Source organism: Mesorhizobium sp. M4B.F.Ca.ET.203.01.1.1, from assembly GCF_004791025.1.
Classification (GTDB): Bacteria; Pseudomonadota; Alphaproteobacteria; order Rhizobiales; family Rhizobiaceae; genus Mesorhizobium; species Mesorhizobium abyssinicae.
Window position 1 is genome coordinate 1 of record NZ_SRUO01000022.1, and the last position, 25,379, is coordinate 25,379.

The 25,379-nt window shown below is 64.1% G+C and carries 26 protein-coding genes; 17 read left to right on the plus strand and 9 right to left on the minus strand.

What is annotated here, in order from left to right:
• Positions 1-221: transposase (locus tag EN846_RS30080; protein WP_135899046.1), on the plus strand; the 221-nt coding region annotated here is incomplete at its 5' end.
• Positions 222-292: 71 nt separating this feature from the next.
• Here EN846_RS30080 and EN846_RS30085 read toward each other — a convergent pair.
• Together EN846_RS30085 and EN846_RS35390 are read right to left on the minus strand one after the other, a co-directional pair.
• Positions 293-802 (minus strand): hypothetical protein, encoded by a 510-nt coding sequence (locus EN846_RS30085; protein ID WP_127393764.1) that lies wholly within the window; start codon positions 800-802, stop codon positions 293-295.
• Between the two features lie 13 nt (positions 803-815).
• Complete coding sequence (locus tag EN846_RS35390; RefSeq protein ID WP_189379782.1) at positions 816-1,328, minus strand: hypothetical protein; 513 nt, start codon at positions 1,326-1,328, stop codon at positions 816-818.
• A 273-nt stretch (positions 1,329-1,601) separates the two neighbouring features.
• Between EN846_RS35390 and EN846_RS30095 the strand changes: the two genes are divergently transcribed.
• Both EN846_RS30095 and EN846_RS30100 read left to right on the plus strand, forming a co-directional pair.
• Positions 1,602-2,318 (plus strand): DUF5343 domain-containing protein, encoded by a 717-nt coding sequence (locus tag EN846_RS30095; RefSeq protein WP_127393765.1) that lies wholly within the window; start codon positions 1,602-1,604, stop codon positions 2,316-2,318.
• Positions 2,315-2,902, plus strand: a complete 588-nt coding sequence (locus EN846_RS30100; protein WP_127393766.1) for a Swt1 family HEPN domain-containing protein — start codon at positions 2,315-2,317, stop codon at positions 2,900-2,902. The genes EN846_RS30095 and EN846_RS30100 overlap by 4 nt, the downstream gene beginning before the upstream one ends.
• 46 nt (positions 2,903-2,948) lie before the next feature.
• On the opposite strand, the gene lepA is transcribed toward EN846_RS30100, so the two are convergent.
• Entirely contained in the window at positions 2,949-4,754 is a 1,806-nt protein-coding gene (lepA, locus tag EN846_RS30105) for a translation elongation factor 4 (RefSeq protein ID WP_127310631.1), read from the minus strand.
• A gap of 453 nt (positions 4,755-5,207) precedes the next feature.
• Between lepA and EN846_RS30115 the strand changes: the two genes are divergently transcribed.
• The 4 genes from EN846_RS30115 (at position 5,208) to msrA (ending at position 8,694) form a co-directional block, all read left to right on the plus strand.
• Positions 5,208-6,272, plus strand: a complete 1,065-nt coding sequence (locus tag EN846_RS30115) for a TadE/TadG family type IV pilus assembly protein (RefSeq protein WP_127394308.1) — start codon at positions 5,208-5,210, stop codon at positions 6,270-6,272.
• Between the two features lie 488 nt (positions 6,273-6,760).
• The gene (locus EN846_RS30125; RefSeq protein WP_127391530.1) at positions 6,761-7,468 is read left to right on the plus strand and encodes a DUF1223 domain-containing protein; all 708 of its coding nucleotides are present in this window, start codon (positions 6,761-6,763) and stop codon (positions 7,466-7,468) included.
• A gap of 83 nt (positions 7,469-7,551) precedes the next feature.
• The gene (locus tag EN846_RS30130) at positions 7,552-7,878 is read left to right on the plus strand and encodes a hypothetical protein (RefSeq protein ID WP_127391531.1); all 327 of its coding nucleotides are present in this window, start codon (positions 7,552-7,554) and stop codon (positions 7,876-7,878) included.
• A gap of 81 nt (positions 7,879-7,959) precedes the next feature.
• Positions 7,960-8,694: a peptide-methionine (S)-S-oxide reductase MsrA gene (gene msrA / locus EN846_RS30135; protein ID WP_127391532.1), complete on the plus strand. Its 735-nt coding sequence runs from the start codon at positions 7,960-7,962 to the stop codon at positions 8,692-8,694.
• A gap of 179 nt (positions 8,695-8,873) precedes the next feature.
• Here msrA and EN846_RS30140 read toward each other — a convergent pair whose 3' ends face one another.
• Both EN846_RS30140 and EN846_RS30150 read right to left on the minus strand, forming a co-directional pair.
• Positions 8,874-9,878 carry a cytochrome d ubiquinol oxidase subunit II gene (locus EN846_RS30140; protein WP_128273269.1) on the minus strand — a complete coding sequence of 335 codons (1,005 nt, stop codon included), beginning with the start codon at positions 9,876-9,878 and terminating at the stop codon, positions 8,874-8,876.
• Positions 9,879-10,146: 268 nt separating this feature from the next.
• Positions 10,147-11,508, minus strand: a complete 1,362-nt coding sequence (locus tag EN846_RS30150; protein WP_127391534.1) for a cytochrome ubiquinol oxidase subunit I — start codon at positions 11,506-11,508, stop codon at positions 10,147-10,149.
• Between the two features lie 227 nt (positions 11,509-11,735).
• Here EN846_RS30150 and EN846_RS30155 point away from each other — a divergent pair, with 227 nt between their 5' ends.
• The gene (locus EN846_RS30155) at positions 11,736-12,662 is read left to right on the plus strand and encodes an ABC transporter ATP-binding protein (protein ID WP_127391535.1); all 927 of its coding nucleotides are present in this window, start codon (positions 11,736-11,738) and stop codon (positions 12,660-12,662) included.
• Positions 12,659-13,420, plus strand: coding sequence for an ABC transporter permease (locus tag EN846_RS30160; RefSeq protein ID WP_127284561.1), 762 nt, complete (start codon positions 12,659-12,661; stop codon positions 13,418-13,420). The genes EN846_RS30155 and EN846_RS30160 overlap by 4 nt, the downstream gene beginning before the upstream one ends.
• Positions 13,421-13,428: 8 nt before the next feature.
• Here the strand turns inward: EN846_RS30160 and EN846_RS30165 are convergent, their stop codons facing one another.
• The gene (locus EN846_RS30165) at positions 13,429-14,466 is read right to left on the minus strand and encodes a phosphatidylglycerol lysyltransferase domain-containing protein (protein WP_127391536.1); all 1,038 of its coding nucleotides are present in this window, start codon (positions 14,464-14,466) and stop codon (positions 13,429-13,431) included.
• A gap of 263 nt (positions 14,467-14,729) precedes the next feature.
• On the opposite strand from EN846_RS30165, the gene EN846_RS30170 reads away from it, so the two are divergent.
• Together EN846_RS30170 and EN846_RS30175 are read left to right on the plus strand one after the other, a co-directional pair.
• Entirely contained in the window at positions 14,730-15,221 is a 492-nt protein-coding gene (locus EN846_RS30170) for a MarR family transcriptional regulator (RefSeq protein WP_127391537.1), read from the plus strand.
• Positions 15,218-15,898, plus strand: coding sequence for a GNAT family N-acetyltransferase (locus tag EN846_RS30175; RefSeq protein WP_127391538.1), 681 nt, complete (start codon positions 15,218-15,220; stop codon positions 15,896-15,898). The genes EN846_RS30170 and EN846_RS30175 overlap by 4 nt, the downstream gene beginning before the upstream one ends.
• 120 nt (positions 15,899-16,018) lie before the next feature.
• On the opposite strand, the gene EN846_RS30180 is transcribed toward EN846_RS30175, so the two are convergent.
• Both EN846_RS30180 and EN846_RS30185 read right to left on the minus strand, forming a co-directional pair.
• Entirely contained in the window at positions 16,019-16,243 is a 225-nt protein-coding gene (locus EN846_RS30180) for a hypothetical protein (RefSeq protein WP_127391539.1), read from the minus strand.
• A 145-nt stretch (positions 16,244-16,388) separates the two neighbouring features.
• Positions 16,389-18,392 carry a PhoX family phosphatase gene (locus tag EN846_RS30185; RefSeq protein WP_127391540.1) on the minus strand — a complete coding sequence of 668 codons (2,004 nt, stop codon included), beginning with the start codon at positions 18,390-18,392 and terminating at the stop codon, positions 16,389-16,391.
• Between the two features lie 346 nt (positions 18,393-18,738).
• On the opposite strand from EN846_RS30185, the gene EN846_RS30190 reads away from it, so the two are divergent.
• The 4 genes from EN846_RS30190 (at position 18,739) to EN846_RS30205 (ending at position 22,032) form a co-directional block, all read left to right on the plus strand.
• Positions 18,739-19,077, plus strand: coding sequence for a hypothetical protein (locus tag EN846_RS30190; protein WP_127391541.1), 339 nt, complete (start codon positions 18,739-18,741; stop codon positions 19,075-19,077).
• Positions 19,078-19,188: 111 nt separating this feature from the next.
• Positions 19,189-19,890, plus strand: coding sequence for a phosphatase PAP2 family protein (locus tag EN846_RS30195; protein ID WP_127391542.1), 702 nt, complete (start codon positions 19,189-19,191; stop codon positions 19,888-19,890).
• A gap of 90 nt (positions 19,891-19,980) precedes the next feature.
• Positions 19,981-20,250 carry a helix-turn-helix transcriptional regulator gene (locus EN846_RS30200; RefSeq protein ID WP_127284569.1) on the plus strand — a complete coding sequence of 90 codons (270 nt, stop codon included), beginning with the start codon at positions 19,981-19,983 and terminating at the stop codon, positions 20,248-20,250.
• A 78-nt stretch (positions 20,251-20,328) separates the two neighbouring features.
• The gene (locus tag EN846_RS30205; protein WP_127391544.1) at positions 20,329-22,032 is read left to right on the plus strand and encodes a SulP family inorganic anion transporter; all 1,704 of its coding nucleotides are present in this window, start codon (positions 20,329-20,331) and stop codon (positions 22,030-22,032) included.
• 44 nt (positions 22,033-22,076) lie between these two features.
• Here the strand turns inward: EN846_RS30205 and EN846_RS30210 are convergent, their stop codons facing one another.
• Positions 22,077-22,928 carry an ATP/GTP-binding protein gene (locus EN846_RS30210; protein ID WP_127391545.1) on the minus strand — a complete coding sequence of 284 codons (852 nt, stop codon included), beginning with the start codon at positions 22,926-22,928 and terminating at the stop codon, positions 22,077-22,079.
• A 114-nt stretch (positions 22,929-23,042) separates the two neighbouring features.
• Between EN846_RS30210 and EN846_RS30215 the strand changes: the two genes are divergently transcribed.
• Together EN846_RS30215 and EN846_RS30220 are read left to right on the plus strand one after the other, a co-directional pair.
• Complete coding sequence (locus EN846_RS30215) at positions 23,043-23,831, plus strand: helix-turn-helix transcriptional regulator (RefSeq protein WP_127391546.1); 789 nt, start codon at positions 23,043-23,045, stop codon at positions 23,829-23,831.
• 242 nt (positions 23,832-24,073) lie between these two features.
• Positions 24,074-25,366 carry an adenylate/guanylate cyclase domain-containing protein gene (locus tag EN846_RS30220; protein WP_245493243.1) on the plus strand — a complete coding sequence of 431 codons (1,293 nt, stop codon included), beginning with the start codon at positions 24,074-24,076 and terminating at the stop codon, positions 25,364-25,366.
• The last annotated feature ends 13 nt before the right edge of the window (positions 25,367-25,379 follow it).

Consider the following 25,379-nt stretch of genomic DNA (forward strand, 5'->3'; position numbering starts at 1 on the left):
GCCGCATTATCTGGGGCGGTCGTCACGCCGTGCGCAGGGTGGTCTATATGGCTGCCCTCAATGCCAGTCGCTCAAATCCCGTCCTCAAGGCCTTCCACCAGCGTCTCATCGCCAAGGGCAAGGAGCCCAAGGTCGCTCTCGTCGCCGTGGCACGAAAGATCCTGACCATCCTCAGCGCGATGATCCAAAACAACGAACCTTGGAATCCAAACAGGTCCTGACGAACACAGTTGCTCATCCGTCTCGTCGCTTCGCGCCGATCCACCTTCCCCCACAAGGGGGGAAGGAAGAATCAGCGATTCACCACCACATGCGGCGCGAATTTGCGGATCGCGTCGAGCATGTCGTCGCCGCGCACGTCGAGCGAGGAGACCTCCATGTGCACGATGGTCTTGCCGAAGGGCAGGATCAGGTTCACCACATTGGCGGGCGCGTATTTGATTTCGTCGGGCGGCTCCTCGGTGAGCTCGAAATTGAGCATCGCCGAGCCCTTGCCGGAGGTGAGGCGCACGCTCCTCACCTTCCTCCACGGCACCAGCACGTCGCCGGCGCGGCGGTCCCGAAAACCGTGGCTGTCGAGCACGACCTTGACCGAAGTGTCGAAGGCGCCGCGCGCGAGGCAGAAGCCGAGCGCCAGGCAGCCCGCGCCGAGCAGCGCGATGACCAGCACATGGCCGCTGTTCGCCCCGGCCGCGATGCCCTGCACCACGCCGAAAGCGAAGATCGCGCCGATCAGCAACGGCCCGATCGCCGGCAGGATTTTTCCCGTTGCGCTGTTGTGGAGTTCGAGCGGCGCCGCCATTTTTTTCCGCCCCTCACCGCTCGGGTTTCAGCAGCGTCCAGATCCAGCCGATGAAGGTGAGGACCAGGAACGGATAGCCGATCGCCGGCAGCGGCGCGGAGGTGGGCAGCAGCGGCGCGCCCCAGAGGATCATCAGCGCCGAGACCGTGAACAGCAAGGCGGCAACGAGCCCGGCGAGGCGCACCCAGAGCGCGAAGGTGGCTTGGGCGCTGACCATGACCAGCCCCGCCGCCCACAGCGCAATGCCGCCGACATAGGACGGCACGCTGGCCTGCAGCCCCGCCGCATTGCCGGCCAGAAGCAGGCTTTCGCCGGCGAGGAAAGTCAGGAAGCCGGCCGCGACGAGGTCATTGCCGAGCCGCTGGTATTTCATGGTGAGCAGTGCCGCCGCGACGACGACGCCCACGCCGTCGATGGTCCACAGCGTCTCGCGCAGCGCATCGCTGCCAACGAAAGTGCCCGCCATGCCCAGCGCGCCGCCGATGGCGAGGCCGATTGCGACGATGGTGTCCGAGGTGGAGCGCATGTGATGTCTCCCCTAGCCGGGCAGAGGATACAATGAGGTGGGGGGATCTCAAAGCGGCCGAACGCGACAATAGCGGCCCGGCATCTTCGTGCGGCTGTTGCCGACACGCACTGAGGCGGCGTCACTCAAGGATCGCGCGGGCGCTTCTCGCTGAGCGGCGCCGTGGGCAGGTCTCTACGGCGGAGCGAACGGAATGACGAGGTGTCCCTAGCTTGACATCAGGCGACTATGATCGTGTATTGTTCGACTAATGTTCTTTCCGGGGAGGGCCCATTGGCAGAAAAGGTAAACCAAAAGGAGGAGCCATTACCTGCAACAAATCCATCTGATCAATCACCTGGAGAAAAGAAAGGAACCAGGCGCGAAATTCCTGGAAATCTTCCCTATACCCCAACTCACGGCAGATTAAGTGAAGCGCTAAAATCGTTGGTGGAGGCCGAGCGTCCGCAGCAATTTAACGAAAGCTTCTTGGATAGCGTATTAAAGATTAGAGGTGGAAGTGCGCGCCCAATTCCCCCTCTTCTTAAGAGAATGGGATTGTTGAATTCCGACAACTCTCCGACCGAGCTATATTCCAAATTTAAGTCTGGATCGACGCGCTCCGAAGCGGCTCTCGTCGCACTCAAGAACGGCTTCTCGGAAATTTTCCGACGGAATGAATATGCCCATAGATTACCTGATGACCGCATCAAAGAGTTAATCATTGAAATAACTGGCCTTCATAAAAGCGACCCGATTGTCGGTGCCATTTTTGGAACTTTTAACGCGTTCAACGAGTTCGCGCGATCTGCGAAAGAGATCAAACCTCAGGATCCTGTCAGAGAGCAAACGGCTAAGCCCGACGATCAGGTAAGAACTGAGAGCAAGAGCTTGCGAGACAGCCCTGAATTCAATCTTGTTACGACTATAAATGTTGTTCTTCCAGAAACGACTGACGTTCAAGTTTACAACGCGATTTTCCGTTCGATAAGAGAGAACTTGTTAAGTTGAAAATAGAGCTTCAACATTTTTTATTAAGGGGAGCATCGCTGCGCTCGGCTGTAGATACCTCGCTCGCGGAGCAGGGCGTAAAGGGGCATGTAACCGCGATTGAAAAATTTTCAGATGCTCTAATTAAGGGATACGTTTCTGTTGCCTCTTCCGAGAATCGGCAGCAAGCGGACCGCATGGCGTCATACTATAAGCTTTTTTACCTACTTGAGAATGAGATCCGGAGTTTTATTGTTGATCTTATTGAATCGAGTAACGAATCGGATTGGTGGCTAACTAAGGTTCCCGAAAACGTTAGGCTAAACGCTGCAAAGAATTTAGAGCGTGAGCGTCGAGAGGGAATCATACCGAGGTCAGATCGAATGATCGACTACACCACGTTTGGGGAGCTCGGTGAGATCATTAAGGCGAACTGGGATGTGTTCGGGGGAGTTTTCTCTCGACACGACAAAGTTGGTGTCGAAAAGGTTCTACAACAACTTAATATGCTCCGAGGCCCGATCGCGCACTGTGGTGTTTTAGGCGAGGACGATGTCGTAAAGCTAAAATTGGTCGTTCGCAATTGGTACCGTTTGATGGAATAATGTTTCACATCAACGCTCAACAAGACACTGGCAAGAGACCCGCTTCTCAATCCCCCATCTTAAGCGCCTGGATAAACGCCTCCTGCGGGATATCCACCTTGCCGAACTGCCGCATCCGCTTCTTGCCCTCTTTCTGCTTGTCGAGCAGCTTGCGCTTGCGTGAGACGTCGCCGCCGTAGCATTTGGCGGTGACGTCCTTGCGCAGCGCCGAGACGGTCTCGCGAGCGATGATGCGGCCGCCTATTGCCGCTTGGATCGGGATCTTGAACAGATGCTGCGGGATCAGCTCCTTCAGCTTCTCGCACATCTGCCGGCCGCGCTTTTCCGCCGCCGTGCGGTGCACCAGCATGGAGAGCGCGTCGACCGGCTCGTCATTGACCAGGATCGACATTTTGACCAGGTCGCCCTCGCGATAGTCGGTCAGATGATAGTCGAAGGAGGCGTAGCCCTTGGAGATCGACTTCAGCCGGTCGTAGAAATCGAAGACGACCTCGTTGAGCGGCAGATCGTAGGTCAGCATGGCGCGCTTGCCGACATAGGAGAGGTCGGCCTGGATGCCGCGCCTGTCCTGGCAGAGCTTTAGAATCCCGCCGAGATAGTCGTCGGGCGTCAGGATGGTGGCGCGGATCCACGGCTCCTCGATCGAGGCGATCTTGACCACGTCGGGCATGTCGGCCGGGTTGTGCAGCTCCTTCAGCGTGCCGTCATTGAGGTTCATGCGGTAGACGACGGACGGCGCTGTGGCGATGAGGTCGAGGTTGAACTCCCGCTCCAGCCGCTCCTGGATGATCTCCAGGTGCAGCAGCCCGAGGAAGCCGCAGCGGAAGCCGAAGCCAAGCGCGGCCGACGTCTCCATTTCATAGGAGAAGGAGGCGTCGTTGAGGCGCAGCTTGCCGACGGCGGCGCGCAGATCCTCGAAATCGGCGGCGTCGACCGGGAACAGGCCGCAGAACACCACCGGCTGCGCCGGCTTGAAGCCGGGCAGCGCCTTTTGCGTCGGGCGGCGATCCTCGGTGATGGTGTCGCCGACGCGGGTGTCGGCCACTTCCTTGATCGAGCCGGTGAAGAAGCCGAACTCGCCGGGGCCGAGCTCGTCGACATTGATGCGGGCCGGCGTGAAGACGCCGGTGCGCTCGACCAGATATTTGGCGCCGGTGCCCATCATGCGGATGGTCTGGCCCTTCTTCAAGACGCCGTCGATGACGCGGACCAGCACGATGACGCCGAGATAGGCGTCGTACCAGCTATCGACCAGCATCGCCTTCAGCGGGGCCGATAGATCGCCCTCGCGCGGCGGCGGCAGCTGGTGGACGATGGCCTCGAGCACGTCGGGAATGCCGAGGCCGGTCTTGGCAGAGATCAGCACGGCGTTGGAAGCGTCGATGCCGATCACCTCCTCGACCTGCTCGCGGATGCGCTCGGGCTCGGCGGCCGGCAGGTCGACCTTGTTCAGCACCACGACGATCTCGTGGTTGTTGTCGATGGCCTGGTAGACATTGGCCAGCGTCTGCGCCTCGACGCCCTGCGAGGCGTCGACGACCAGCAGCGAGCCCTCGCAGGCGGCCAGCGACCGCGACACCTCGTAGGCGAAGTCGACATGGCCGGGCGTGTCGATGAGGTTGAGGATGTAGTCCTCGCCATTGTCGGCGCGGTATTTCAGCCGCACCGTCTGCGCCTTGATGGTGATGCCGCGCTCGCGCTCGATGTCCATCGAGTCCAGCACCTGCTCCTTCATGTCACGCGCCTCCAACCCGCCGGTGAGCTGGATCAGCCGGTCGGCAAGCGTGGATTTGCCATGGTCGATATGGGCGACGATGGAGAAATTGCGGATGTGGTCGAGGGGCGTCGTCATGCGGCGCGCTTTAGCAGGGGCGGGGTTGAGGGGCAAGCGGGGCGCTGGCTTTGCGGGCCGTGGGGACGGGGAGGGGAAGTGACGGTTGCCGTCGCAGTCGGCGGAGGGCAATTGCTGACGTCGGCGCTGCCCCTCACCTGCCTGCCGGCATCCTCTCCCCGTATAGTGACGGGGAGAGGGGGCGCTCCCGTCGCCGATTTCGCCAATCGCCGGCGCAGGATGGGCGGGAAGATCGCGGCCGCCCCCTTCTCCCCGTCACTATACGGGGAGAAGGTGCCGGCAGGCGGATGAGGGGCGGCGCCGGCGGATGAGGGTTCGGCAGGCGCTCGTGCCGGCAAATCCCGGCCACAACCCGCGCCACGCCTAAATAAGCCGTGCCTTAAACATTAATCCACCAGTTTGGCGCATGATCCGCCGCTGCTGGGCAGGCAACGGCTTTGGGGGACTTCGAGAATGTTGCGATACGCAAGCGATTTCGTCCGTTCGCGAGACGGCTCGATCGTGCCGGTGTTCCTCATGATCCTGGTGCCGCTGCTGCTCGCCGTCGGCCTCTCGGTCGACTACACCTCGGCGGTGCAGACGAAGAGCAACATGCAGAACGCGCTCGACGCGGCGATCCTGTCGATCACCACGCTGCCGAAGACCACCACGCTGGCCGACCGCGAGAAGTCGCTGCAGCAGAGCTTCGCCGCCAATGGCGGGCAAGGCAGCGCGACGCTCGACAGCTTCGTCGTGGCGGCCGACGGCACCGCCACCGCCAAGGCTTCGGCGCACTATCCGATGCCGACCAATTTCATGCAGATCGCCAAGGTCGACACGGTGCAGGTCGGCGTGACCTCGGCGGTGCGCAAGCGGCCGGCGCTGGTGCAGACGACGTTCAGGGTGACGAAAGTGTCCGGCTACTGGAACAAGACGATGACGCTCTACGGCACCAAGTTCGGCGACACCGTGGCCAAGCCGCTGATGACGATCACCTACACCTATAACGGCTTCGGCGACCCGAAGGGCTACGGCACCGCCATCGTCAGCACGATCAGCGGCAGCACCACGACCAAGGTCCAGCAGCAGGTCTGCACCACCGCCACGGTGAAGAACTTCAACAGCCTGCCCACCGGCGCGATCACGCAGACCAGCGGCAGCAAGAAATACGTGACGACCTGCGCCGACACGTTCTATCCCGCCAACGGCACCGGCGCGGTGATCGACGTCAGCCAGATGGACAGCCTCTATCTGCAGATGGACGTGCCCTCGGGCAGCCCGAAGGTGCTGAAGTCCAACGACCCTGCCACCTCGAACCGGCTCTACATCGGCACCAGCAACACAACCATGCCCGAGGTCGCGACCGGCCAGACGGTCGACATCTTCACCGCCGTGCCCTGCGGCCAGACCGGCTACCAGGCCTGGGAAGACGGCGGCAACCCGGTGCCGGCCGACGTCAGCAACGCCGACTTCTTCTACACCGTCCAGGGCAAGTGCGACTTCAACCAGCGGCCGTCGAACACCGTGCTGACGCAGTGATGAGCTGATCTCCCCAAGTGGGGAGATCATGCACTCGAAGGGCACCCTCCAGTTTCCGGATTGAAGAGCCAGTGGGAGCATGAAGGGCGCCTTTCCTCTCCCCCGTCGATCGGGGGAGAGGTGTCGAGCGAAGCTCGACGGAGTGGGGGTCGACCAGCGCCGGCGTCTTTGTTTCTGGCGGGGTGATGCCTGGCCCTGATTGGTGAATTGTCGGCGGCGGCGTATTTAGGAACCGCCTTCCCCCACTCCGTCGCTGCTTCGCAGCGACACCTCTCCCTCCTCCGGAGGGAGAGGAAAGGAGCCAGGCGGCGGACGGATGAGCTGGCCAATCCCGCTTGCGGGGGGGGAGATGCGGGGAGGACAGCAGGGGTGCTGTCCGCCGGCTTTCCGCGTTGAGGGTTCTCAATCACAAACCGGTGATGCCTGTAACGAAGCCCTCCGGCACGGCGAAATGGGAGCATGACCCGCCGCAACGGAGACTGTTTCTCATGACCGGATCAAAGACAACGCTCGGCAAGGCATGGCTCGCTGGCGCGGCCCTTATCGCGCTGGCCGCCAGCGCCGGCGCGGCGTCGGCCCAGCCGCTGACCGTGGTCGAGCTGTTCACCAGCCAGGGCTGCTCGTCCTGTCCGCCGGCCAACGCCAATCTGATCAAGGTCAAGGACCAGCCGGGCGTGCTGGCGCTGTCGTTCAACGTCACCTACTGGGACTATCTCGGCTGGAAGGACACATTCGGCCGGCAGGAATTCACCCAGCGCCAGGTGAATTACGAGCCGCCGCTCGGCCATGACGGCCCGTTCACGCCGCAGGTGGTGGTGAACGGCAGCGCCGATGCGGTCGGCGCCGCGCCCGGCGAGATCGAGCGGCTGATCTCGACCAGCCCGCAGGCCAAGGGCCCGGCGCTTGCGCTCGGCGACGGCAAAGTGAGCATCGGCGCCGGCACGGCGCCCGGCGGGGCGGCCGATGTCTGGCTGGTGCGTTACAGGCGCGGCGTCGTCGAGGTGCCGGTGGCGCGCGGCGAGAACACCGGCCGCACCCTGCCGCATGCAAATGTCGTCCATTCGCTGCAGCGGCTCGGCCGCTGGAACGGCGAGGCGACGACGCTGCCGCTGCCGGCCGATGGCGGCGGGCTCAACACCGCGGTGCTGGTGCAGACACCCGGCGGCGGGCCGATCCTGGCCGCCGCGGCGAACTGATCATCCTTCTTCGCGCGATGCCGCATGAGGCGGCAGCGCACCATCCGGCCCGCATCGCGCGCCACAACTCAAGGAGAATACCCGTGACCAAATTCCTGACCGCACTCGCCTTCGCGCTCGCAACCACGACGTTCGCCGCCGGCGCCCGCGCCGACGACGCGACCAACGCCATGAAGCCGGCCAACGCGATGGCCACCGAGGCGATGAAACCGGCAACGGACGCGATGAAGCCGGCGACCGACGCGATGAAGCCTGCCAACGCCATGGCGACCGATGCGATGAGCACGCAGGCGATGAAGCCGGCCGATGCCATGAAGCCGGCGACGGATGCAATGAAGCCGGCCACGGATGCGATGAAGCCGGTGACCGATGCGATGAAGCCCGTCGATGCGATGGCTCCAGCGCAATAAGTTGCCGCCGACGCACGCCAAAGTGAGAACCCGGCGGCGGCCGATTTCGTATATGGTGAACAGCAGCAAGGGAGTTCCAACATGAGCGCAATTCGACAGCAGAAGCGATCGTCGACCTTCGCCAAAGGCGCGCTCGCCGCGCTCGTCCTGACCGTCGCGGCCGCCGCGTTCTGGCAGACGCCGGCGGTCTCGGCCGAGGACGCGGTGGTGATCCCGCCGCCGGCAATGGACGAGAAGGCTGCCAGCGGCAGCGAGACGGCGGTCTTCGCCGGCGGCTGCTTCTGGGGCGTGCAGGGCGTGTTCCAGCACGTCAAGGGCGTGACCAAGGCGGTGTCCGGCTACACCGGCGGCAGCAAGGAAAACGCCGTCTACGAGGTCGTCGGCACCGGCAGCACCGGCCATGCCGAGTCGGTCGAGATCACCTACGACCCGTCGCAGGTGACCTATGGCCAGCTGCTGCAGGTCTATTTCTCGGTCGCGCACAATCCGACGCAGCTCAACTACCAGGGGCCGGACCACGGCACGCAGTACCGCTCGACGATCTTTGCCGGCAACGACCAGCAGAAGAAGGTGGCCGAGAGCTACATCGCCCAGCTCGACAAGGCCAAGGTGTTTTCCCAGCCGATCGTCACCACGCTGGAGACCGGCAAGACCTTCTATCCGGCCGAGGACTACCACCAGGATTTCCTGACGCTGAACCCGACCTATCCCTACATCGTCTACAACGACCTGCCGAAGGTGGCGAATTTGAAGACGCTGTTCCCGAAGCTCTACAGCGAAAAGCCGGTGCTGGTGCTGGCGTCGAGCAAGAGCTGAGCGGGGCCGTCCTGAGCCTTCTCCCCGTCACTATACGGGGAGAAGGTGCCGGCAGGCGGATGAGGGGCGGCGCCAACATTTGAAGGGATGGGCCACCGGCTCTGCTTGACAGGTTTGCGCTGCCCCTCATTGCCCTGCCGGGCATTTCTCCCCGTATAGTGACGGGGAGAAAGACGCTCTCAATCGTAAGTCAGATCCGTCGCCTTGCCGCCGAACACCCGGTAGGCATAGAACGAATAGAAGATGATGATCGGCAGCACCACGACGACGCCGACGAGGATCACGATCAGGCTTTCCGGCGCTGAGGCGGCCTGCCAGATGGTCAGCTTGTCGGGCACGACGAACGGGTAGAACGACCAGGCGAGGCCGGCGAAGCCGAGCGCGAAGATGGCGGCGAGCGTCAGGAACGGCGTCAGCGCGTGGCGATCGTTCGGCTTCGGCAGATGGAAGGTCTGCCGCCACAGCCAGACGAACAGCAGCGCCGACAGGATCGGCAGCGGCGAGAGATAGAGGATCTCCGGAAAGAGGAACCATTTGTCGAAGATGCGCGGGCTGGCGAAGGGCGTCGCCAGGGACACCGCGACCATGCCGAGCGCGGCCAGCACCAGCGCCGTGCGCAGCCAGCGCACCGCCTTCTTCTGCAATTCGCCCTCGGTCTTGTAGATCAGCCAGGCCGAGCCCATCGCCGCATAGGCGGCCGACAGGCAGAGCGCCACCAGCGCGCCGAAGGCGATGCCGCCGAGGCCGACGTCGAGGCCGAGCACGTAGACGCCCAGCATATAGCCCTGCGCCAGCGAGGCGACGGCCGAGCCGAGGAAGAAGATGCGGTTCCAGCGGTGCTTGCTGCCGGCCGGCACCTTGGCGCGGAAGTCGAAGGCGACGCCGCGCAGGATCAGGCCGACCAGCAGCACGAAGACCGGAATGTAGAGCGCGCTGAGGATGGTGCCATGCGCCAGCGGGAAGGCGACCAGCAGCAGGCCGACGGCCAGCACCAGCCAGGTCTCGTTAGCGTCCCAGAACGGACCGATGGCGGCGATCATGGTGTCCTGCTCGTGGTCGTCGGCGGCGGCGAACAGGATGCCGATGCCGAGATCGAAACCGTCGAGGATGACGTAGATCAGAATGGCGAGGCCCATCAGGCCGGCGAAGATCAAGGGAAGCAGGGTTGGCCAGTCATAGGTCATTTTCTTCTCCTCGCGCGCCAGTCTCGATTGCCGAGGTCGGCGCCGCCCCTCATCTCCCTGCCGGGACCTTCTCCCCGTATGGTGACGGGGAGAAGGGGGCTGGCCGCAACAACAGCGTACTTCCTGCAACGTCGGCGATTGGCGAAACCAGCGATGGGAGCGCCCCTCTCCCCGTCCCTATACGGGGAGAGGATGCCGGCAGGCAGGTGAGGGGCAGCGCCAGCGTCCGGCGTCGAGTCAAGATTTCTTCGCAGTTCGACCACTGCTCTCACTCTCCTGCCGCCGGCTGCGACATGGCGGCGTTCATGACGCCCGGCAGCGGCGAGGCGTCGCCATCCTTGGCCGCCTTCAGCGCCAGGTGCACCAGCACGCCGAGATAGGCGATCAGCAAAGCCAAGTAGAGGACGAGATAGATGGCGAGCGTCAGCGCGACATGGCTGCCGGCGACCGGGCCGACGGCATCGGCGGTCCTCAGCACGCCGGTGACCAGCCAGGGCTGGCGGCCGATCTCGGTGGTGTACCAGCCGGCCAGCGTCGCCACCCAGCCGGAGATCGTCATCGGCACCATCAGCAGCGCCAGCGGCCTCGGCAGGCTGTGGCGGCGCTTGAGGAAGAAGGCCGCCGACCAGGAGACGACCAGCATCAGGATGCCGGTGCCGACCATGATGCGAAAACCCCAGAACACCGGGAAGACCGGCGGGTGGTTGCCGGGATAGTCGTTCAGCCCCGGCACGACGCCGCTGGTTGAGTGCCTCAGCACGAGGCTGGCGCCGTCGGGGATGGCGACCTCGAATTTGTTCTCCCGGGCCGCCTCGTCGGGAAGCGCGAACAGCACCAGCGGCACGTTGGGGCCGGTGTTCCAGTTGGCTTCCATGGCGGCGATCTTCTGCGGCTGGTGCTCCAGCGTGTTCAGGCCGTGCTGGTCGCCGGCGAAAATCTGGATCGGGATCAGGATGGCGGCGGTGAAGACGCCGGTGCGCAGCGCCTTCCACATCGATTCCGAGCGGTCGCCGGTGAGATAGCGCAGCGCCGACAGGCCGGCGATGAGGAAGGAGACTGTCAGCCCCGAGGCAAGCAGCATATGGACCAGGCGGTAGGGCATCGACGGGTTGAAGACGATCGCCCACCAGTCGACGGCATGCGCCTTGCCGTCGCGCATCTCGAAGCCGGCCGGCGTCTGCATCCAGGAATTGAGCGCGATGATCCAGAAGGCGGAGACCGTGGTGCCGCCGGCGACCAGCACGGTGGCCAAAGTGTGGATGCGGTTGGAGACGCGGCGGAAGCCGAACAGCATGATGCCGAGGAAGGCCGCCTCGAGGAAGAAGGCGGTGAGGATCTCATAGGCGAGCAGCGGCCCGGCGATGTTGCCGACGGTCTCCATGTAGCCGGGCCAGTTGGTGCCGAACTGGAAGCTCATGGTGACGCCCGAGACCACGCCCATGGCGAAGGACAAAGCGAACACCTTCACCCAGGTGAAATAGGCGCGCATCCAGGCGGAATCGCCGGTGCGGTTGTAACGCAGCTTGAAGAACAGCAGCACCCAGCCGAGTGCAATGGTGATCGCCGGAAACAGGATATGGAACGAAATATTCGCGCCGAACTGGATGCGCGACAGAATGAGCGGGTCCATGGGCGACTCCGGCTGCTGCTTATGCCTCACAGAATAGGGCGCTGACGCGGTCCGGTCAAAGCGGCGTGGCGCCACGCGGGGCGCGTTGTCGCAGCAGTTCGGGCGAAAGCGTCAGCGCCCGATCGGGGAATGATTGTCCAGAATTGTCAGGAGCGGCATTGACTTCCGGACGCTGGCACCGACATTCAGCGCAATAAAAATCCGCTTTCAAGCAGCCGTTTTCAGCCATGCCATCCATTATCTCGATTGCCGGGGTGACCAAGACCTACGCCACCGGTTTCAAGGCCTTGAAGGAAATCAACCTCGACATCGAGCGCGGCGAGATCTTCGCACTGCTCGGGCCGAACGGCGCCGGCAAGACGACGCTGATCTCGATCGTCTGCGGCATCGTCAACCGTTCGTCCGGAACGGTCACGGTCGACGGCCACGACATTGCCCGCGACTACCGCGCTGCGCGCAGCCTGATCGGGCTGGTGCCGCAGGAACTGACCATCGACGCCTTCGAGACCGTCTGGGCGACGGTCAACTACAGCCGCGGCCTGTTCGGCAAGCCGCCCAACAAGGCGTTCGTCGAGAAGGTGCTGCGCGACCTCTCGCTGTGGGAGAAGAAGGACGCCAAGGCGATCACGCTGTCGGGCGGCATGAAGCGCCGGCTGATGATCGCCAAGGCGCTGTCGCACGAGCCGCGGGTGCTCTTCCTCGACGAGCCGACGGCCGGCGTCGACGTCGAACTGCGCCAGGACATGTGGGCGATGGTGCGCCGGCTGCGCGAGGACGGCGTCACCATCATCCTGACCACCCACTACATCGAGGAAGCCGAGGCGATGGCCGACCGCGTCGGCGTCATCAACCGCGGGGAGATCGTGCTGGTCGACGACAAGGCCGAGCTGATGCGCAAGCTCGGCCGCAAGCGGCTGATGCTGGAGCTGCGCAGTCCGCTCGCCGCCATCCCGGAGAGCTTCTCGCGCTACGCGCTGGAGCTGTCGCCCAATGGCGATCAATTGACCTACACCTACGACAACCAGAGCGACCGGCCGGGCGTCGCCTCGCTGATCCGTGACCTCGAGGCGGCGGGCATCCAGTTCCGCGACATCGACACGGAGAACAGCTCGCTGGAGGAGATCTTCGTCAACCTGCTGAGGCAAGAGCCATGAATCTGCGCGCCGTCTGGGCCATCTACCGGGTGGAAATGGCGCGCGCGCTGCGCACCGTGCTGCAGAGCATCATTTCGCCGGTGATCTCGACCTCGCTTTATTTCGTCGTCTTCGGCTCGGCCATCGGCTCGCGCATCACCGAGATCGACGGCATCAGCTACGGCGCCTTCATCGTGCCGGGGCTGATCATGCTGTCGCTGCTGACGCAGTCGATCTCGAATGCCTCCTTCGCCATCTATTTCCCGAAATTCGTCGGCTCGATCTACGAGCTGCTTTCGGCGCCGGTGTCCTATCTGGAGATCGTCATCGCCTATGTCGGGGGTGCCGCGACCAAGTCGATCGTGCTCGGCCTGATCATCCTGGCCACCGCCTCGCTGTTCGTGCCGCTGCATATCGAGCATCCGTTCTGGATGCTCGCCTTCCTGGTGCTGACGGCGGTGACCTTCAGCCTGTTCGGCTTCATCATCGGCATCTGGGCGAAGAGCTTCGAGCAATTGCAGCTGGTGCCGCTGCTGATCATCACGCCGCTGACCTTCCTCGGCGGCAGCTTCTATTCGATCAACATGCTGCCCGGCATCTGGCGCACGGTGACGCTGTTCAACCCGGTCGTCTACCTGATCAGCGGGTTCCGCTGGAGTTTCTACGGCAAGTCGGACGTCTCGGTCGGCATCAGCCTCGGCATGACCGTGGTGTTCCTGGGCGTCTGCATCGCGATCGTCGCCTGGATATTCAGGACCGGGTATCGATTGCGGAACTGACCGGCAGGTCAGATGGCCTTCACCAGCCGCAGCAGCCCCAGCATCTCGACAAGCGTCCCCCGGCGGAAGGCGACATAGATCGGCTGTTCCTGGCCGTGAAAACGGCGCTTGAAGGCCGCCTGGCCCTGCAGGTTGAACTTCGAGCGATTGACCCAGGCGGAGCCGTAGGCGCGCTGGAAGGTGCTGCGCCAGAAGCTCGATTCGGCAAAGCCGCTGGCCTCGATGTCGACCAGCGGCGACAGACCCAGCGTGACGACGGACTTGCCCTCCTCGCGAAAGCGGTCGACGGCGAATTTGGTCAGGCCGATCTCGGCATGCGGCGTGGCGTCGATATGCTTGCGCTTGAAGGCGGTGGTGTAGCCGATGACCTTGCCGTCGCGAAACAGCGGATCGAAATCGAGCAGGGCGACCAGCTCGCCCTCCGGCCCATGCAGCACGAAGCGGCGCATGTCGGCGCCGAGATGGTCGGCGAAGGGCCGGTTGAGGAAGCCCATCTCCCAGCGCTTGACGATGCGCTCGCCGCGCCAGTTCTCCGACAGCCGGGCGATCTCGTCGAGGAAGATGTTGCGCCTGTCCTCCTCGAAGGAAAAACCCTTCTTCGACAGCCAGCGTTCGGAATAGCGCACCGTCTCGTTGCGCTTGCCGGAGAAATTGTGCGCTGGCAGGTGCAGCCTGGTGTCGATGCCGAGGCGATTGATCCGGTAGCCGAGACCGGCCAGCACCCGCGCGGTATCGGCGCCGATCTGCACGAACCAGGGATCGCCTGCGGCCTCGACGAAGCGCTTGATATAGGCCGGCCGCTCGGCCGGATGGGCCACCGGATCGCCGAGCGCGAAATGGTGCTTCATCTTGGTGCCGAAGGCGATGTAGCCGTCGCCATCGCTGAAATAGGACAGTTTCTGCTGCACGGCGGTGGAATAGGCGAGCGAGAAATCGCCATGCCGACGCACCAGCGCCAGGCGCTCGAGATGCGTCAGGTCGCGCCGCGGAACCTTGGGTGCTGCGCCTTCGAGAAACCTGTCAATGTGGATCCGCAGGGAGGGCATGAGGTTCCGCGTGCCGATAGATGGAGACCCGTCGACCCGCAGGCCCGAATCAGTCGCCTTGGCACGGTCAATCATACCGCGCAGGCGCCATATAGGATGCAATCGGCACCGACAGAAGGGGAAATCTCGGCCAAAGGGTGGCGAGTGGGCAGCGCGCCATGCGCCATCATCGGCCGGATTGGCTTGCATCCTGTGGTAGCAGGCTTTGACTTTTCATGTGATGTTATATATCATGTTATCGTTTTGACTGAACGAGCTGGATCATGGACGACATCATACGGTCGCTTGGCTTTCTGTGCCTGGGCAGCAGGTTCAAGCGCATCGGCGAGCAGTTGCAGGCGGATACGCAGCGCGTGCTCGACGAGCTGGAGGTCCGGGTCCAGTCGAGCCAGTATCCGCTGCTCGCCGCGCTCGACAGGCTGGGGCCGCTGCCGGTCGGCGAGCTGGCGCAGTCGCTCGGGATCGCCCAGCCGGGCGTCACGCGCAGCGTGGCGCTGCTGGCCGAACTGGGACTGGTCGAGGTCAGCCCGTCGAACGACGACCAGCGGCGTAGGATCGTCTCCCTCAGCCGCAACGGCCGACGGCTGGTCGATGTGGCGAAGCGCGAAGTCTGGCCTCGCATCGAGAAGGCCGTTGCGGGTCTGTGCGCCGACCTGTCCGGGCCGCTGCTTGGTCAGCTCGCCGAAATCGAGGACCGCCTGGCTGCGTCGCCCCTCGACCGTCGCGTGGAAGAGGCCGCGGGTCCGGTGCGATGAACCACGTGCTCGACCGTCCCATCTGGAGCGCGCTCAGCTCGCGACATCAGGCCTTCGCGCAAGGCGACAGCCTGGCCAAGCGATACAGGCCGTCGATCGTTCCGTTCGCGGCCACCGCGGCGGACGACACGGCTAGTCTCGATGCGCTGGGCAGGCTTATTCCGCCGCTCGAAAGCTCCATCGTGGTCCAGGCGGACGCAATCGTCCTGCCTGCGGCGCTCTCCGCGATTTCGACCGCGTCGCTGGTACAGATGATCGCCGAGCAGCCGGTGCAGGCCGTATCCGACGAGCGCATCCAGCGGTTGACGCAGCACGATGCCGCCGAGATGCTCGCTCTGGCGGTGCTCACCAGGCCCGGCCCGTTCACGCTGGAGGCGTTGAGCCTCGGCGATTTCTGGGGCGTCAAGATCGACGGCAGGCTGGCGGCGATGGCCGGCGAGCGCATGAAGCAGCCTGGCTACACGGAACTCAGCGGCGTGTGCTCGCATCCGGATTTCCGCGGCGGCGGCCTCGCCAGGCGGCTGTCCCTGTTCGTGGCAAATCAAATCATGACGCGGGGCGAAATCCCCTATCTCCACGCTTATGCCAGCAATGTCGCGGCCATCGGACTGTACGAGTCCATCGGCTTCCGGCTGAGAAGCATGATGAACATGGCCGTGGTTCAACGCACCGGATAGGGCGCACCAGCGGCCGTTCTCGCGGACCTGGAGCGTTTCACGGAAACGGCGAACTGCTCCGTCTCTTTGTTTTGAGGCAATTCCGGACGGAAAACCGCTCACACTTTTCCTGGAATTGCTCTAGGCCGACTTTGGCTCAAGCCGCCGGAAGCCGACGGCTTCCATCAGCATGTCCTCTTCGAGCATGCCGGCATTGTGCAGGGCAAGCAGGTTCAGGGCGATTTCCCGGGCTTCGGTCGAATCGGGATGCGCCTGGCGCCGCCGGCAGGCCTCGTCAAAGACGCGCTGCAGCCTGGCGATATCGGCAGGCTTCAGCAGGCCACGGTCATAAACAGACTTTGGCATGGCAGTCTCCTGACAAGGACCTAGGGCGCCACGCATAAATTGCCAATCTTTCCCGAAGCTTGACTGGTTCCTGAAATGAAAAGGAGGGATCTCGGGGTGCCGAGATCCCTCCTTTGATCATGCAATGGGTCGAGATGACCGCAGGTCAGACGGCGATCTTGCCGCCGCCCTTTTTGGTGATGGCGACCACCGACGGCCGGACCGGCATGTCGGGCTTGAAATCGGGCCAGCGGGTCGACAGGTCCTCATAGTAGGACGGACGGCCGAAGGCCTCCCAGTCCTCGCCGCCGTCGCCCGGATGCTGGACGGCGACGAAGGCGGTCTGGTCGTCCGGCGCGAACAGCGGGCCGCACATTTCGGCGCCGATCGGCACGCGGAAGAACAGTTTCGAGGTCGCCCGCGCCGCGCCTTCGGTGTCGACCGCCCACAGGCCGTCGGTGCGGCCGGTGGCCTTCGGACCCTGGCCGTCGGTGGCGACCCACAAACGGCCGGCCGAATCGACGGCGCAATTGTCCGGCATGCCGAACCAGCCATTGGCGGTGGTCGCGGTCGAGAAGGTGGCGCCGACCTCGGCCACCGAGGGATCGCCGCATTTCAGCAGCACTTCCCATTTGCCCTTGGCGGCAGCGAAGTCGCCGCCATCCTCCGATATCTCGATGATGTGGCCGAAGGCGTTCGACGCGCGCGGATTGGCGGCGTCGACCTGCTCCGCCTTGCGCTTCGAATTGTTGGTCAGCATGACATAGACCTTGCCGTTGGCGCCATTGGGCTGGATGTCCTCGGGGCGGTCCATCTTGGTGGCGCCGAGCAGGTCGGCGGCGCGGCGCGTCTCGATCAGCACGTCGGCCTGGCTGGCGAAGCCGTTTTCCGCAGTCAGCGGGCCCTGGCCGAAGACGATCGGCATCCACTCGACCGTGCCGTCCTCGCCGAACTTGGCGACATGCAGCGTGCCGTCGTCGAGCAGGTCCTTGTTGGCCGCGAGGTCGTTGGCGTTGAACTTGCCGGTGGTCACGAACTTGTAGGCATAGTCGAAACGCTCGTCGTCGCCGAGATAGAAGACAACGCGGCCGTCCTTGGCGACGATCGATTCCGCACCCTCATGCTTGAAGCGGCCCATGGCGGTGCGCTTGCGCGGCACCGAGGCCGGATCATTGACGTCGACCTCGACGATCCAGCCGAAGCGGTTGGCCTCGTTCGGCTCCTTGGCGAGGTTGAAGCGGTCGTAATGCGCGCCCCACTCATAGGCGCCTTCCGGAATGCCGAGGCGCTTGTAGTTGGCGGCTTCCTTGTGGCCTTCCGGCAATTCGCCGGAGAAATAGCCATGGATGTTCTCCTCGGCCATGACATAGGTGCCCCAGGGGGTGACGCCGCCGGCGCAATTGTTGAAGGTGCCGATGACCTTGGTGCCGGAGGGATCGGCATTGGTCTTGAGGCGGTCGTGGCCGGCGGCCGGGCCGGCAAGCTGCATCTCGGTGTTGGAGGTGATGCGGCGGTTGAGCTTGCCGTCGCGCACCACCTGCCACTTGCCGCCGTCCTTGCGGATCTCGACGATGGAGCCGCCATGGGCCGCCATCTCGACGTCGACTTGCTCCTTGCTGAGCGGCGCCACCTCGGCTGCCTTCTTGCCGTCCTTGTCGACGATCTTGACGATGCCGGGGAACATCAGATGCGGGTTGGTGTATTCGTGGTTGACCACCAGCAGGCCGTGCTCGGCAGAGCCGTCGATCGGGATATAGCCGACATAGTCGTTGTTGTAGCCGAACTGTTTTGCCTGGGCCTCGGCCGACTGCTTTGCCGGGTCGAATTCCGGCGAGTCGGCAAACAGCGGATCGCCCCAGCGCAACAGCACGTCGGCATCGTAGCCCGGCGCGACATGGTGCTTGTCGTCGATGCCGGCCTCCAGCTCGTCGAAGGTGAAGGCCGAGGCCTCGGCGGCGCGGGCATCGTCGGCGGCGACCAGCGCCAGCGGGCTGACCGTGGCGGCGATGGCCGAAACCGCCAGCGAACCCTTCAGGAAGCCACGGCGCGAGAAGCGCGCGGCGATGATCTCGCCCATGGTGCGGTTGTCGGTGGGATTGACGGCCGGGCCGTCATTCTCCTCGAGCAGGCTGGTTCGGAAACCGGTGTCAGGGGAGCGGTGGTCGGACATGAGCTTTCCTCTGGCTTCTTGGCTGGAGCATGTGACCTGTCGACCCCTATAACCGCTCGATCACATTTTCGTGACACTCGGCGCGTTTTCGGCAGTTTATTTGCCGGCTCATGAACAACGCCTGTCCCGTCGGCTGGCACCCGTCGCCATTCATCCTCCCGCATGACTTCAAAATATCGCATCGGTCGGCACCGATCATGGCGGCCGGGACGCATTTTGCGACATCCGGCTTCGATCCTGTCTGAGCGGGGCGCTGGTCAGACGCGGTCTGCTTGACGGCCTCGCGCGCTTCGGAAACAAGGACTGCGGCACGCATGGCGATGGCGGCAATTGGGAGAAATGAACCGTGAGTTTCTGGGGAATGGTGCAGCTTGGCGTTTCGACCGTGATCTTCCTGCTCGCGGCGACCGCGGCCAAGCAATGGGGGCTGGCGCCTAGCCTCGGCAAGATCGTGCTGACGCTGGCGCTCTATTCGCTGGGCAATCTGATCATGCTGAGGCTGATCCGTGAATTCGGCATGTCGGTGTCGTTCAGCCTGTCGGCTGTGATACAGCTGGTGTCGGTGAACGTCGTGGCGCTCGCCTTCTTCGGCGAGAAGGTCAATGCCCTGCAGGCGACCGGCATCGTGCTGGCGATCGCAGCCGTGGCGCTGATCACGCTCGGGCCCTATATGCAGCGACTCTAAGGCGGTTCAGCGTTTCATGGAATCGCCGAGCCGCCCCGAGTTTTGTTTTGACGCAATTCCTGACGGAAAACCGCTGCGCACTTTTCCTGGAATTGCTGTAGGTCCCGCCCGATGAAATCCGCCGCGGTCGCGTTCTTCAACAAGATCGAGTTTCCGGTCCTTCTGGCCGGGCTGGTGGTCGCCTTCGGGCTGTGGGGCTTCGTCGAATTGATGGAGGCGGCGCACGCCACCGCGCCGCACGCCTTCGACACCGAGATCCTGCTCGCCTTCCGCCAGGCTGGGCAACCCGACCACCCGATCGGGCCGCTGTGGCTGCAGGGGGCGATGCGCGACATCACCAGCCTCGGCAGCACCAGCGTGCTGGTGCTGATCACCGCGGCGGTGATCGTCTACCTGCTTTTGATCCGCAGGCCGGGATCGGCGCTTCTGATCTTCGTCGCGGTAGCCGGCGGGCAGGTGCTGTCCAGCCTGCTCAAGGCTGGCATCGACCGGCCGCGCCCGGAACTCGTCTCGCACCTCGTCGACGAGACGTCGCTCTCCTTCCCGAGCGGCCATGCCATGCTGTCGGCGGTCACCTACCTCACGCTCGGCTCGCTGGCGGCGCGCTTCCTGCCGGACCGCACGACCAAGATCTTCGTGCTCTGCCTCGCCGTGCTGATCACGGTGCTGGTCGGCACCAGCCGCGTCTATCTCGGTGTCCATTGGCCGTCCGACGTGCTCGGCGGCTGGTGCGCCGGCTTCGCCTGGGCCATGCTGTGCTGGCTGGTGGCGCGGTTCCTGCAGCGGCGCCATGCGGTGAGCGACAGTGAGTGAGTATGTTTTATCCATACTCAATGATGCTTGAAACATCATGATGTTTGTATTATCCATTGATACTGCAGACTCAGACAAGGGTTCTGGCCGATGATCACCGCCCAGCAGATGCGCGCCGCGAGGGCGCTGGCCGGCATCGATCAGAAGACGCTGGCCGAGCGCGCCGGGGTTTCGCTTCCGACCATTCAGCGCATGGAGGCGAGCGACGGCGTCGTCAGGGGCGTGGTCGACACGCTGATGAAGGTCATCCAGGCACTCGACGAGGCCGGGGTGGAACTGATCGGCGAGAACCAGGCCAGCGAGCGCGGCGGCCGGGGCGTGCGCCTCAAGCCGGTCGTATCGCAGAACCCGCAAGGCTGAGTCGCGTAATAGTCGCGACGGCGACCGCCGACATGCTGCCGACGATCCCCGCCGCCTTCGAGACGCGGAAGGCAGTCCATGGATCAGGCCCGGCGGGCAAACCACCAGCAGGCACGGCCGACATTTGCCGAACTGTTCACCCCAAAGCTGGTGACGGTGCTGCGTGAGGGCTACTCGCTAGCACACTTCAGGACCGACGCGATTGCCGGGCTGACGGTCGCCATCGTGGCGCTGCCGCTGTCGATGGCGATCGCGATCGCCTCCGGCGTGACGCCCGAGCGCGGCCTCTACACCTCGATCGTCGGCGGCTTCATCATCTCGGCGCTCGGCGGCAGCCGCTTCCAGATCGGCGGCCCGGCAGGCGCCTTCATCGTGCTGGTGGCGGCGACGGTGGCGCGCGTCGGCGTCGACGGGCTGCTGCTGGCAACGATGATGGCCGGCGTCTTCCTGCTCGCTATCGGCTATCTGAGGCTCGGCACCTACATCAAGTTCATCCCCTATCCGGTGACCGTCGGCTTCACCGCGGGGATTGCCGTCATCATCTTCTCCGGCCAGATCACCGAGCTGTTCGGGCTGACGCTTGCCGGCAAGGAGCCGGGGCCGCTGGTGCCGAAACTGATGGCCCTCAGCGAGGCGGCCGGCACGATCAACCCGGCCGCGACCTTCGTGGCGGTGCTGACCATCGCGACCATTGTCTTCCTCAAGCGCTGGCGGCCGAAATGGCCGGCGATGCTGATCGCCATCGGCCTGGCCTCGCTGGTCGTGGCGCTGTTCGCGCTGCCGGCCGAAACGATCGGCACGCGCTATGGCGGCATCCCGCGCAGCCTGCAGTGGCCGGCCTTTCCGCCCATCAGCATCGACAGGATGGTCGACGTCCTGCCGGATGCGGTGGCCTTCGCGCTGCTCGGCGCGATCGAATCGCTGCTCTCCGCCGTGGTCGCCGACGGCATGACCGGGCGGCGGCACCGCTCCAATTGCGAGCTTGTGGCGCAAGGCTTCGCCAACATCGCGTCGGCCCTGTTCGGCGGCATCTGCGCCACCGGCACGATTGCCCGCACCGCCACCAATGTGCGGGCCGGCGCGCATGGGCCGGTCGCGGGCATGGTGCATTCGGCGATCCTGCTGGTGCTGATGCTGGTGGCGGCGCCGCTGGCCAGCTACATCCCGCTGGCCGCGCTTGCCGGCGTGCTGGCGGTGGTGTGCTGGAACATGTTCGAGAAGCAGGCCTTCGCGACGCTGCTCCGCACCTCCCGCGGCGATGCGCTGGTGCTGATGGCGACCTTCCTGATCGTCGTCTTCCGCGACCTCACCGAGGGCATCGTCGTAGGCTTCGCGCTGGGCTCGATCCTGTTCATCGACCGCATGGCCAAGTCGATCGCCGTCGAGGCCGATCAGCCGCTGGTGCCGGACGACATCGCCGACCGCGCCAGCACCTATGATTCCAGCGAGGCGAGCGATGCCGACACCGTCGTCTACCACATCTCGGGCGCCTTCTTCTTCGGCGCCGCCTCGACCGTCGGCACCGTGCTCGACCGCATCGCCGACCAGAGGAGGAACTTCATCCTCGACTGCTCGGCGGTGCCGTTCTTCGATTCCACCGCCGCCAACGTCATCGAGGGCGCGGCGCACAAGGCGAGGCGCGCCGGCGTGCGCTTCATCATCGCCGGCGCCGCGCCGCAGACGCGGCGCATGCTGATCAACCACGGCGTCAAGCGACCGCTGGTCACCTATGCCGCCTCGATCCGCGACGCGCGGGCGCAGCTCAAGGCGCCCGACGGCTGATCGCTGAGCGGGCGGCCTCGACCCGAGCCGACCGCCCGACGGCCTCAATCGAGGCTGAGCGCGGCGACCTCGCCCTCGTTCATCAGCGGCACGAAGATCGTTTTGCCGTCGGCGCCGATGTCGGCGCTGCCCGGCTTGAAGGTGGTGAAGGCCTCCGGCTTGCCGCCATCCTTGTAGCGATAGAGCGTGCCGGTCATGTAGGCGGTGGCGTAGATGCTGTCGCCGATGGCGACGACGCCATCGAGGTCGGCGAATTTTTCCGCGCCGGGCAGCGGCGAGATCGCCTTGCTGGCGAGGTCGACCGAAAGCAGGCCGCCCGGCTCGGCGGTGCTGAAATCGGGCTTTATCCCCTTGCCCCAGGAGGCGACGATCAGCCTGCCGCCGTCGGCGAAGATGCCGTTGGGCGAGGCAAGCAGCGCGTCCTTGACGAACAGCTCCGGCCTGTCGCCGTCGATGCGGTAGATGGTGTCGGCCAGCATGTCGCTGACATAAACCTTGCCCGCGCTGTCCGCCGTCATGTCGTTGAGGAAGACGGCATTCGGCACGTCGATGCTGGCGACCAGCTTGCCGCTGGCCAGATCGACGACGCGGACCTTGGTGATGTCGGCGACGTAGAGCTTGCCGCCCGAGAGCGCCATGCCCTTGGGCGCGTCCATGCCGTCGGTCCAATGCCGGGTGACGAGCTTGCCGTCGAGCGACAGCACCGACAGATAGCCGTTGCCGTCGGCCTCGCCGGGATTGCCGGCGATGTTGGAGACGATGATGCGCTTGTTGGCGGCATCGAAGAGCGCCGATTCCGGCTGCTCGAAGCCCGAGGCGCGCCAGATTTCGCCGGCCTCGGCGATTGGCGTCATGGCGGCGAAGGCGAGGATGGTCGAAACGATGAGGGTTTTCATGACTGATCTCCTGTAATGACGGACGGAGAGCTAGGTTTTTCGATACTTTTCCGGAAGGCCTCTTCCAGCTAGTATCGAAGATCGATACGAAATTGCGCTGACGAGGTGCATTCCATGAATGGTCCGATCTTCGAGGCCCTGAAACGGACGCTGAAGGCGAAGGGCCTGACCTATCGCATGCTGGCCGAGCGCATGGGCGTTTCCGAGCCGACGGTGAAGCGTATCTTCCATGAGAAGAACTGCAAGCTCGACCGCCTGGTCGAGATCTGCGCCGCCGCCGATGTCGAGCTCGAAAACGTGCTCGGCTCGATGAACCGGGGGCCGGGGCCGGCCAACCACGTCGCGCCGGAGATCGAGCGCAAGCTGGCAGCGCGGCCGGCGCTGCTGTTCGTCTTCATCATGCTGTCGGAGAAGTTCACGCCGCAGGGCATCATGCGCTCGCAAGGACTGAGCGAAGCCTCGATGTTCCTTTACCTGCGCGACCTCGAGGCGCTCGGCCTTGTCGAGATCGGGCGCGGGCTTTCGGCGCGGCTGCTGGTCGAGACGCCGATCCAGTGGAATTTCGACGGACCACTGAGGCCGCTATTCGAAATGACCAACAAGAATTTCATCGGCTGGGCGATCTCCCATCTGGAGCGCGAGGCGAGTTTCGTCAGCTTCTCGCGGCGGATGCGGCCGGAGACGGCGCAGATGGTGCGACGCGAGGCGGAGGAGCTGGCCGAGCGCGCCAAGCTGCTTGCCCACCACGACCAGCACACGACGCCCGAGGACCAGCTCATCGGCTACAAATGGACCTTTGCCTTCGGCGCGACGCCGTTTCCGGCGATCATGCCGATAGGGCCGCATGCGCGCGATGCCGGGGCCGCGGCTCCCGCAAAGGGACGCCGTGCCTTGCCGGCCTGATACTTGCCCCTGAATCAGCCGAGCGCACAGCGATGCCGACCGCGCAGCCGGTGCTTCAAAAATGAAGCCACATTCATGATAGGATTCGCAGATTGATTTGCCAGACCTCCGGGTTTTGCCCAACGCGCGACCCGTCCCCGTGACATCGAAGTGATCCCATGTCGACCGCACCAACACTTGAACTTCGCCGCTTTTCGCGCCTGAAAAACTTGCGGGAGCGCGCAGAACGCCAGGGGGCTGCATTGCAGTTCTGGGCGCGTACGGCATCGCTTGCCGCTATATCCTGCTTCTTTTCATTGATCAGCCGCTGGGATGCCTCGCTGCTCTTCGTGCTGGCGGGACTGGTGCTGTTCCAACTCGTCGGCCTGATCCAGTTTCTCTTTGTGCGCCGTCGCACGGCGCCATGGTGGATCGGCTACGTCGTCGGTACGCTGGACATCATTCTGTTGACCGTTCTGCTGATAACGCCCAACCCGTTTGCCCAAGAGGTCGCGCCGGCCGCGATGCAGCTGCGCGAAGGCAGCTTCAAATTCCTGCTGATTTTCGTATGCCTTGGCGCGCTGACCCTTTCGACTCGACTGGCGCTCTATCTGGGCGCGCTCGCGGCCTTGACGTGGGCGATCGGGGTGGGATGGGTGATTGTTCATCCGGGTACCGTCATTCCGGCGACGAACCTCTATTCACTGCCGCTGACAGAGCGACTGAACCTCTATCTCAACCCCAATTTCGTCGACACGTTCGCGCAGGCGACCAACGTGCTGGTCGTGCTGATTATCGGCGCGATCATGGCGCTGGTCGTCTCGCGTTCCCGACATCTGTCGGAAGACTATGTCAAGGCAGAGCGCGCCCGCGCCAATCTCGCCCGGCATTTTTCGCCCAATGTGGTCGACCAGCTCGCCACCGATGACGAGCCCTTCGGCCCGGTCCGCCGGCAGGAAATCGCGGTGCTGTTCGCCGACATCGTCGGCTTCACCCACTATTCCGAGGATCATCCGGCCGAAGCCGTGTTCGAACTTCTGCGTCAGTTCCACCGTCGCATGGAGCAGGTCGTTTTCGACCACAATGGCACCGTCGACAACTATATCGGCGATTGCATCATGGCGACATTCGGGGTTCCGCAAGCCAGCCATGACGACGCGACCCGGGCCATCCAGTGCGCTGGAGCGATGATCGCCACTCTCGGAGACTGGAATGTCCAGCGTGTGTCCAGGGGATATCCGCCGCTGGACGTTCGGATCGGCGTCCAGTATGGCGCGGTCGTGCTCGGCGCGGTCGGCAGCGAGCGCAATCTGTCCGTCGCGGTGGTGGGCGACACCGTCAACGTCGCCAGCCGTTTGCAGGCGCTCTGCCGTGAGCTTCAGGCGAGTATCTGCTTTGGGTCGCGACTGATCGAGGCCGCGAAGGCGGAATCGCCCACGACACAGTTGAACGCGCGCGATCATGGGCCGGTGAGCATCCGCGGCCGGGACGAACCGGTCCATGTCTGGGTCGGACACAGAGCCGAAAACCAGGGCGCCGTTGCGGTTTCGGCGTGACTCAGACCAGGCC

What these genes read in the sequence shown, in the direction of transcription:
- EN846_RS30085 (WP_127393764.1), bottom strand. Translation starts at nt 802, where the DNA reads ATGGCGGCGCCGCTCGAACTCCACAACAGCGCAACGGGAAAAATCCTG.
- EN846_RS35390 (WP_189379782.1), bottom strand. Translation starts at nt 1,328, where the DNA reads ATGCGCTCCACCTCGGACACCATCGTCGCAATCGGCCTCGCCATCGGC.
- lepA (WP_127310631.1), bottom strand. Translation starts at nt 4,754, where the DNA reads ATGACGACGCCCCTCGACCACATCCGCAATTTCTCCATCGTCGCCCAT.
- EN846_RS30115 (WP_127394308.1), top strand. Translation starts at nt 5,208, where the DNA reads ATGTTGCGATACGCAAGCGATTTCGTCCGTTCGCGAGACGGCTCGATC.
- EN846_RS30125 (WP_127391530.1), top strand. Translation starts at nt 6,761, where the DNA reads ATGACCGGATCAAAGACAACGCTCGGCAAGGCATGGCTCGCTGGCGCG.
- msrA (WP_127391532.1), top strand. Translation starts at nt 7,960, where the DNA reads ATGAGCGCAATTCGACAGCAGAAGCGATCGTCGACCTTCGCCAAAGGC.
- EN846_RS30140 (WP_128273269.1), bottom strand. Translation starts at nt 9,878, where the DNA reads ATGACCTATGACTGGCCAACCCTGCTTCCCTTGATCTTCGCCGGCCTG.
- EN846_RS30150 (WP_127391534.1), bottom strand. Translation starts at nt 11,508, where the DNA reads ATGGACCCGCTCATTCTGTCGCGCATCCAGTTCGGCGCGAATATTTCG.
- EN846_RS30155 (WP_127391535.1), top strand. Translation starts at nt 11,736, where the DNA reads ATGCCATCCATTATCTCGATTGCCGGGGTGACCAAGACCTACGCCACC.
- EN846_RS30160 (WP_127284561.1), top strand. Translation starts at nt 12,659, where the DNA reads ATGAATCTGCGCGCCGTCTGGGCCATCTACCGGGTGGAAATGGCGCGC.
- EN846_RS30165 (WP_127391536.1), bottom strand. Translation starts at nt 14,466, where the DNA reads ATGCCCTCCCTGCGGATCCACATTGACAGGTTTCTCGAAGGCGCAGCA.
- EN846_RS30170 (WP_127391537.1), top strand. Translation starts at nt 14,730, where the DNA reads ATGGACGACATCATACGGTCGCTTGGCTTTCTGTGCCTGGGCAGCAGG.
- EN846_RS30175 (WP_127391538.1), top strand. Translation starts at nt 15,218, where the DNA reads ATGAACCACGTGCTCGACCGTCCCATCTGGAGCGCGCTCAGCTCGCGA.
- EN846_RS30180 (WP_127391539.1), bottom strand. Translation starts at nt 16,243, where the DNA reads ATGCCAAAGTCTGTTTATGACCGTGGCCTGCTGAAGCCTGCCGATATC.
- EN846_RS30185 (WP_127391540.1), bottom strand. Translation starts at nt 18,392, where the DNA reads ATGTCCGACCACCGCTCCCCTGACACCGGTTTCCGAACCAGCCTGCTC.
- EN846_RS30195 (WP_127391542.1), top strand. Translation starts at nt 19,189, where the DNA reads ATGAAATCCGCCGCGGTCGCGTTCTTCAACAAGATCGAGTTTCCGGTC.
- EN846_RS30200 (WP_127284569.1), top strand. Translation starts at nt 19,981, where the DNA reads ATGATCACCGCCCAGCAGATGCGCGCCGCGAGGGCGCTGGCCGGCATC.
- EN846_RS30205 (WP_127391544.1), top strand. Translation starts at nt 20,329, where the DNA reads ATGGATCAGGCCCGGCGGGCAAACCACCAGCAGGCACGGCCGACATTT.
- EN846_RS30210 (WP_127391545.1), bottom strand. Translation starts at nt 22,928, where the DNA reads ATGAAAACCCTCATCGTTTCGACCATCCTCGCCTTCGCCGCCATGACG.
- EN846_RS30215 (WP_127391546.1), top strand. Translation starts at nt 23,043, where the DNA reads ATGAATGGTCCGATCTTCGAGGCCCTGAAACGGACGCTGAAGGCGAAG.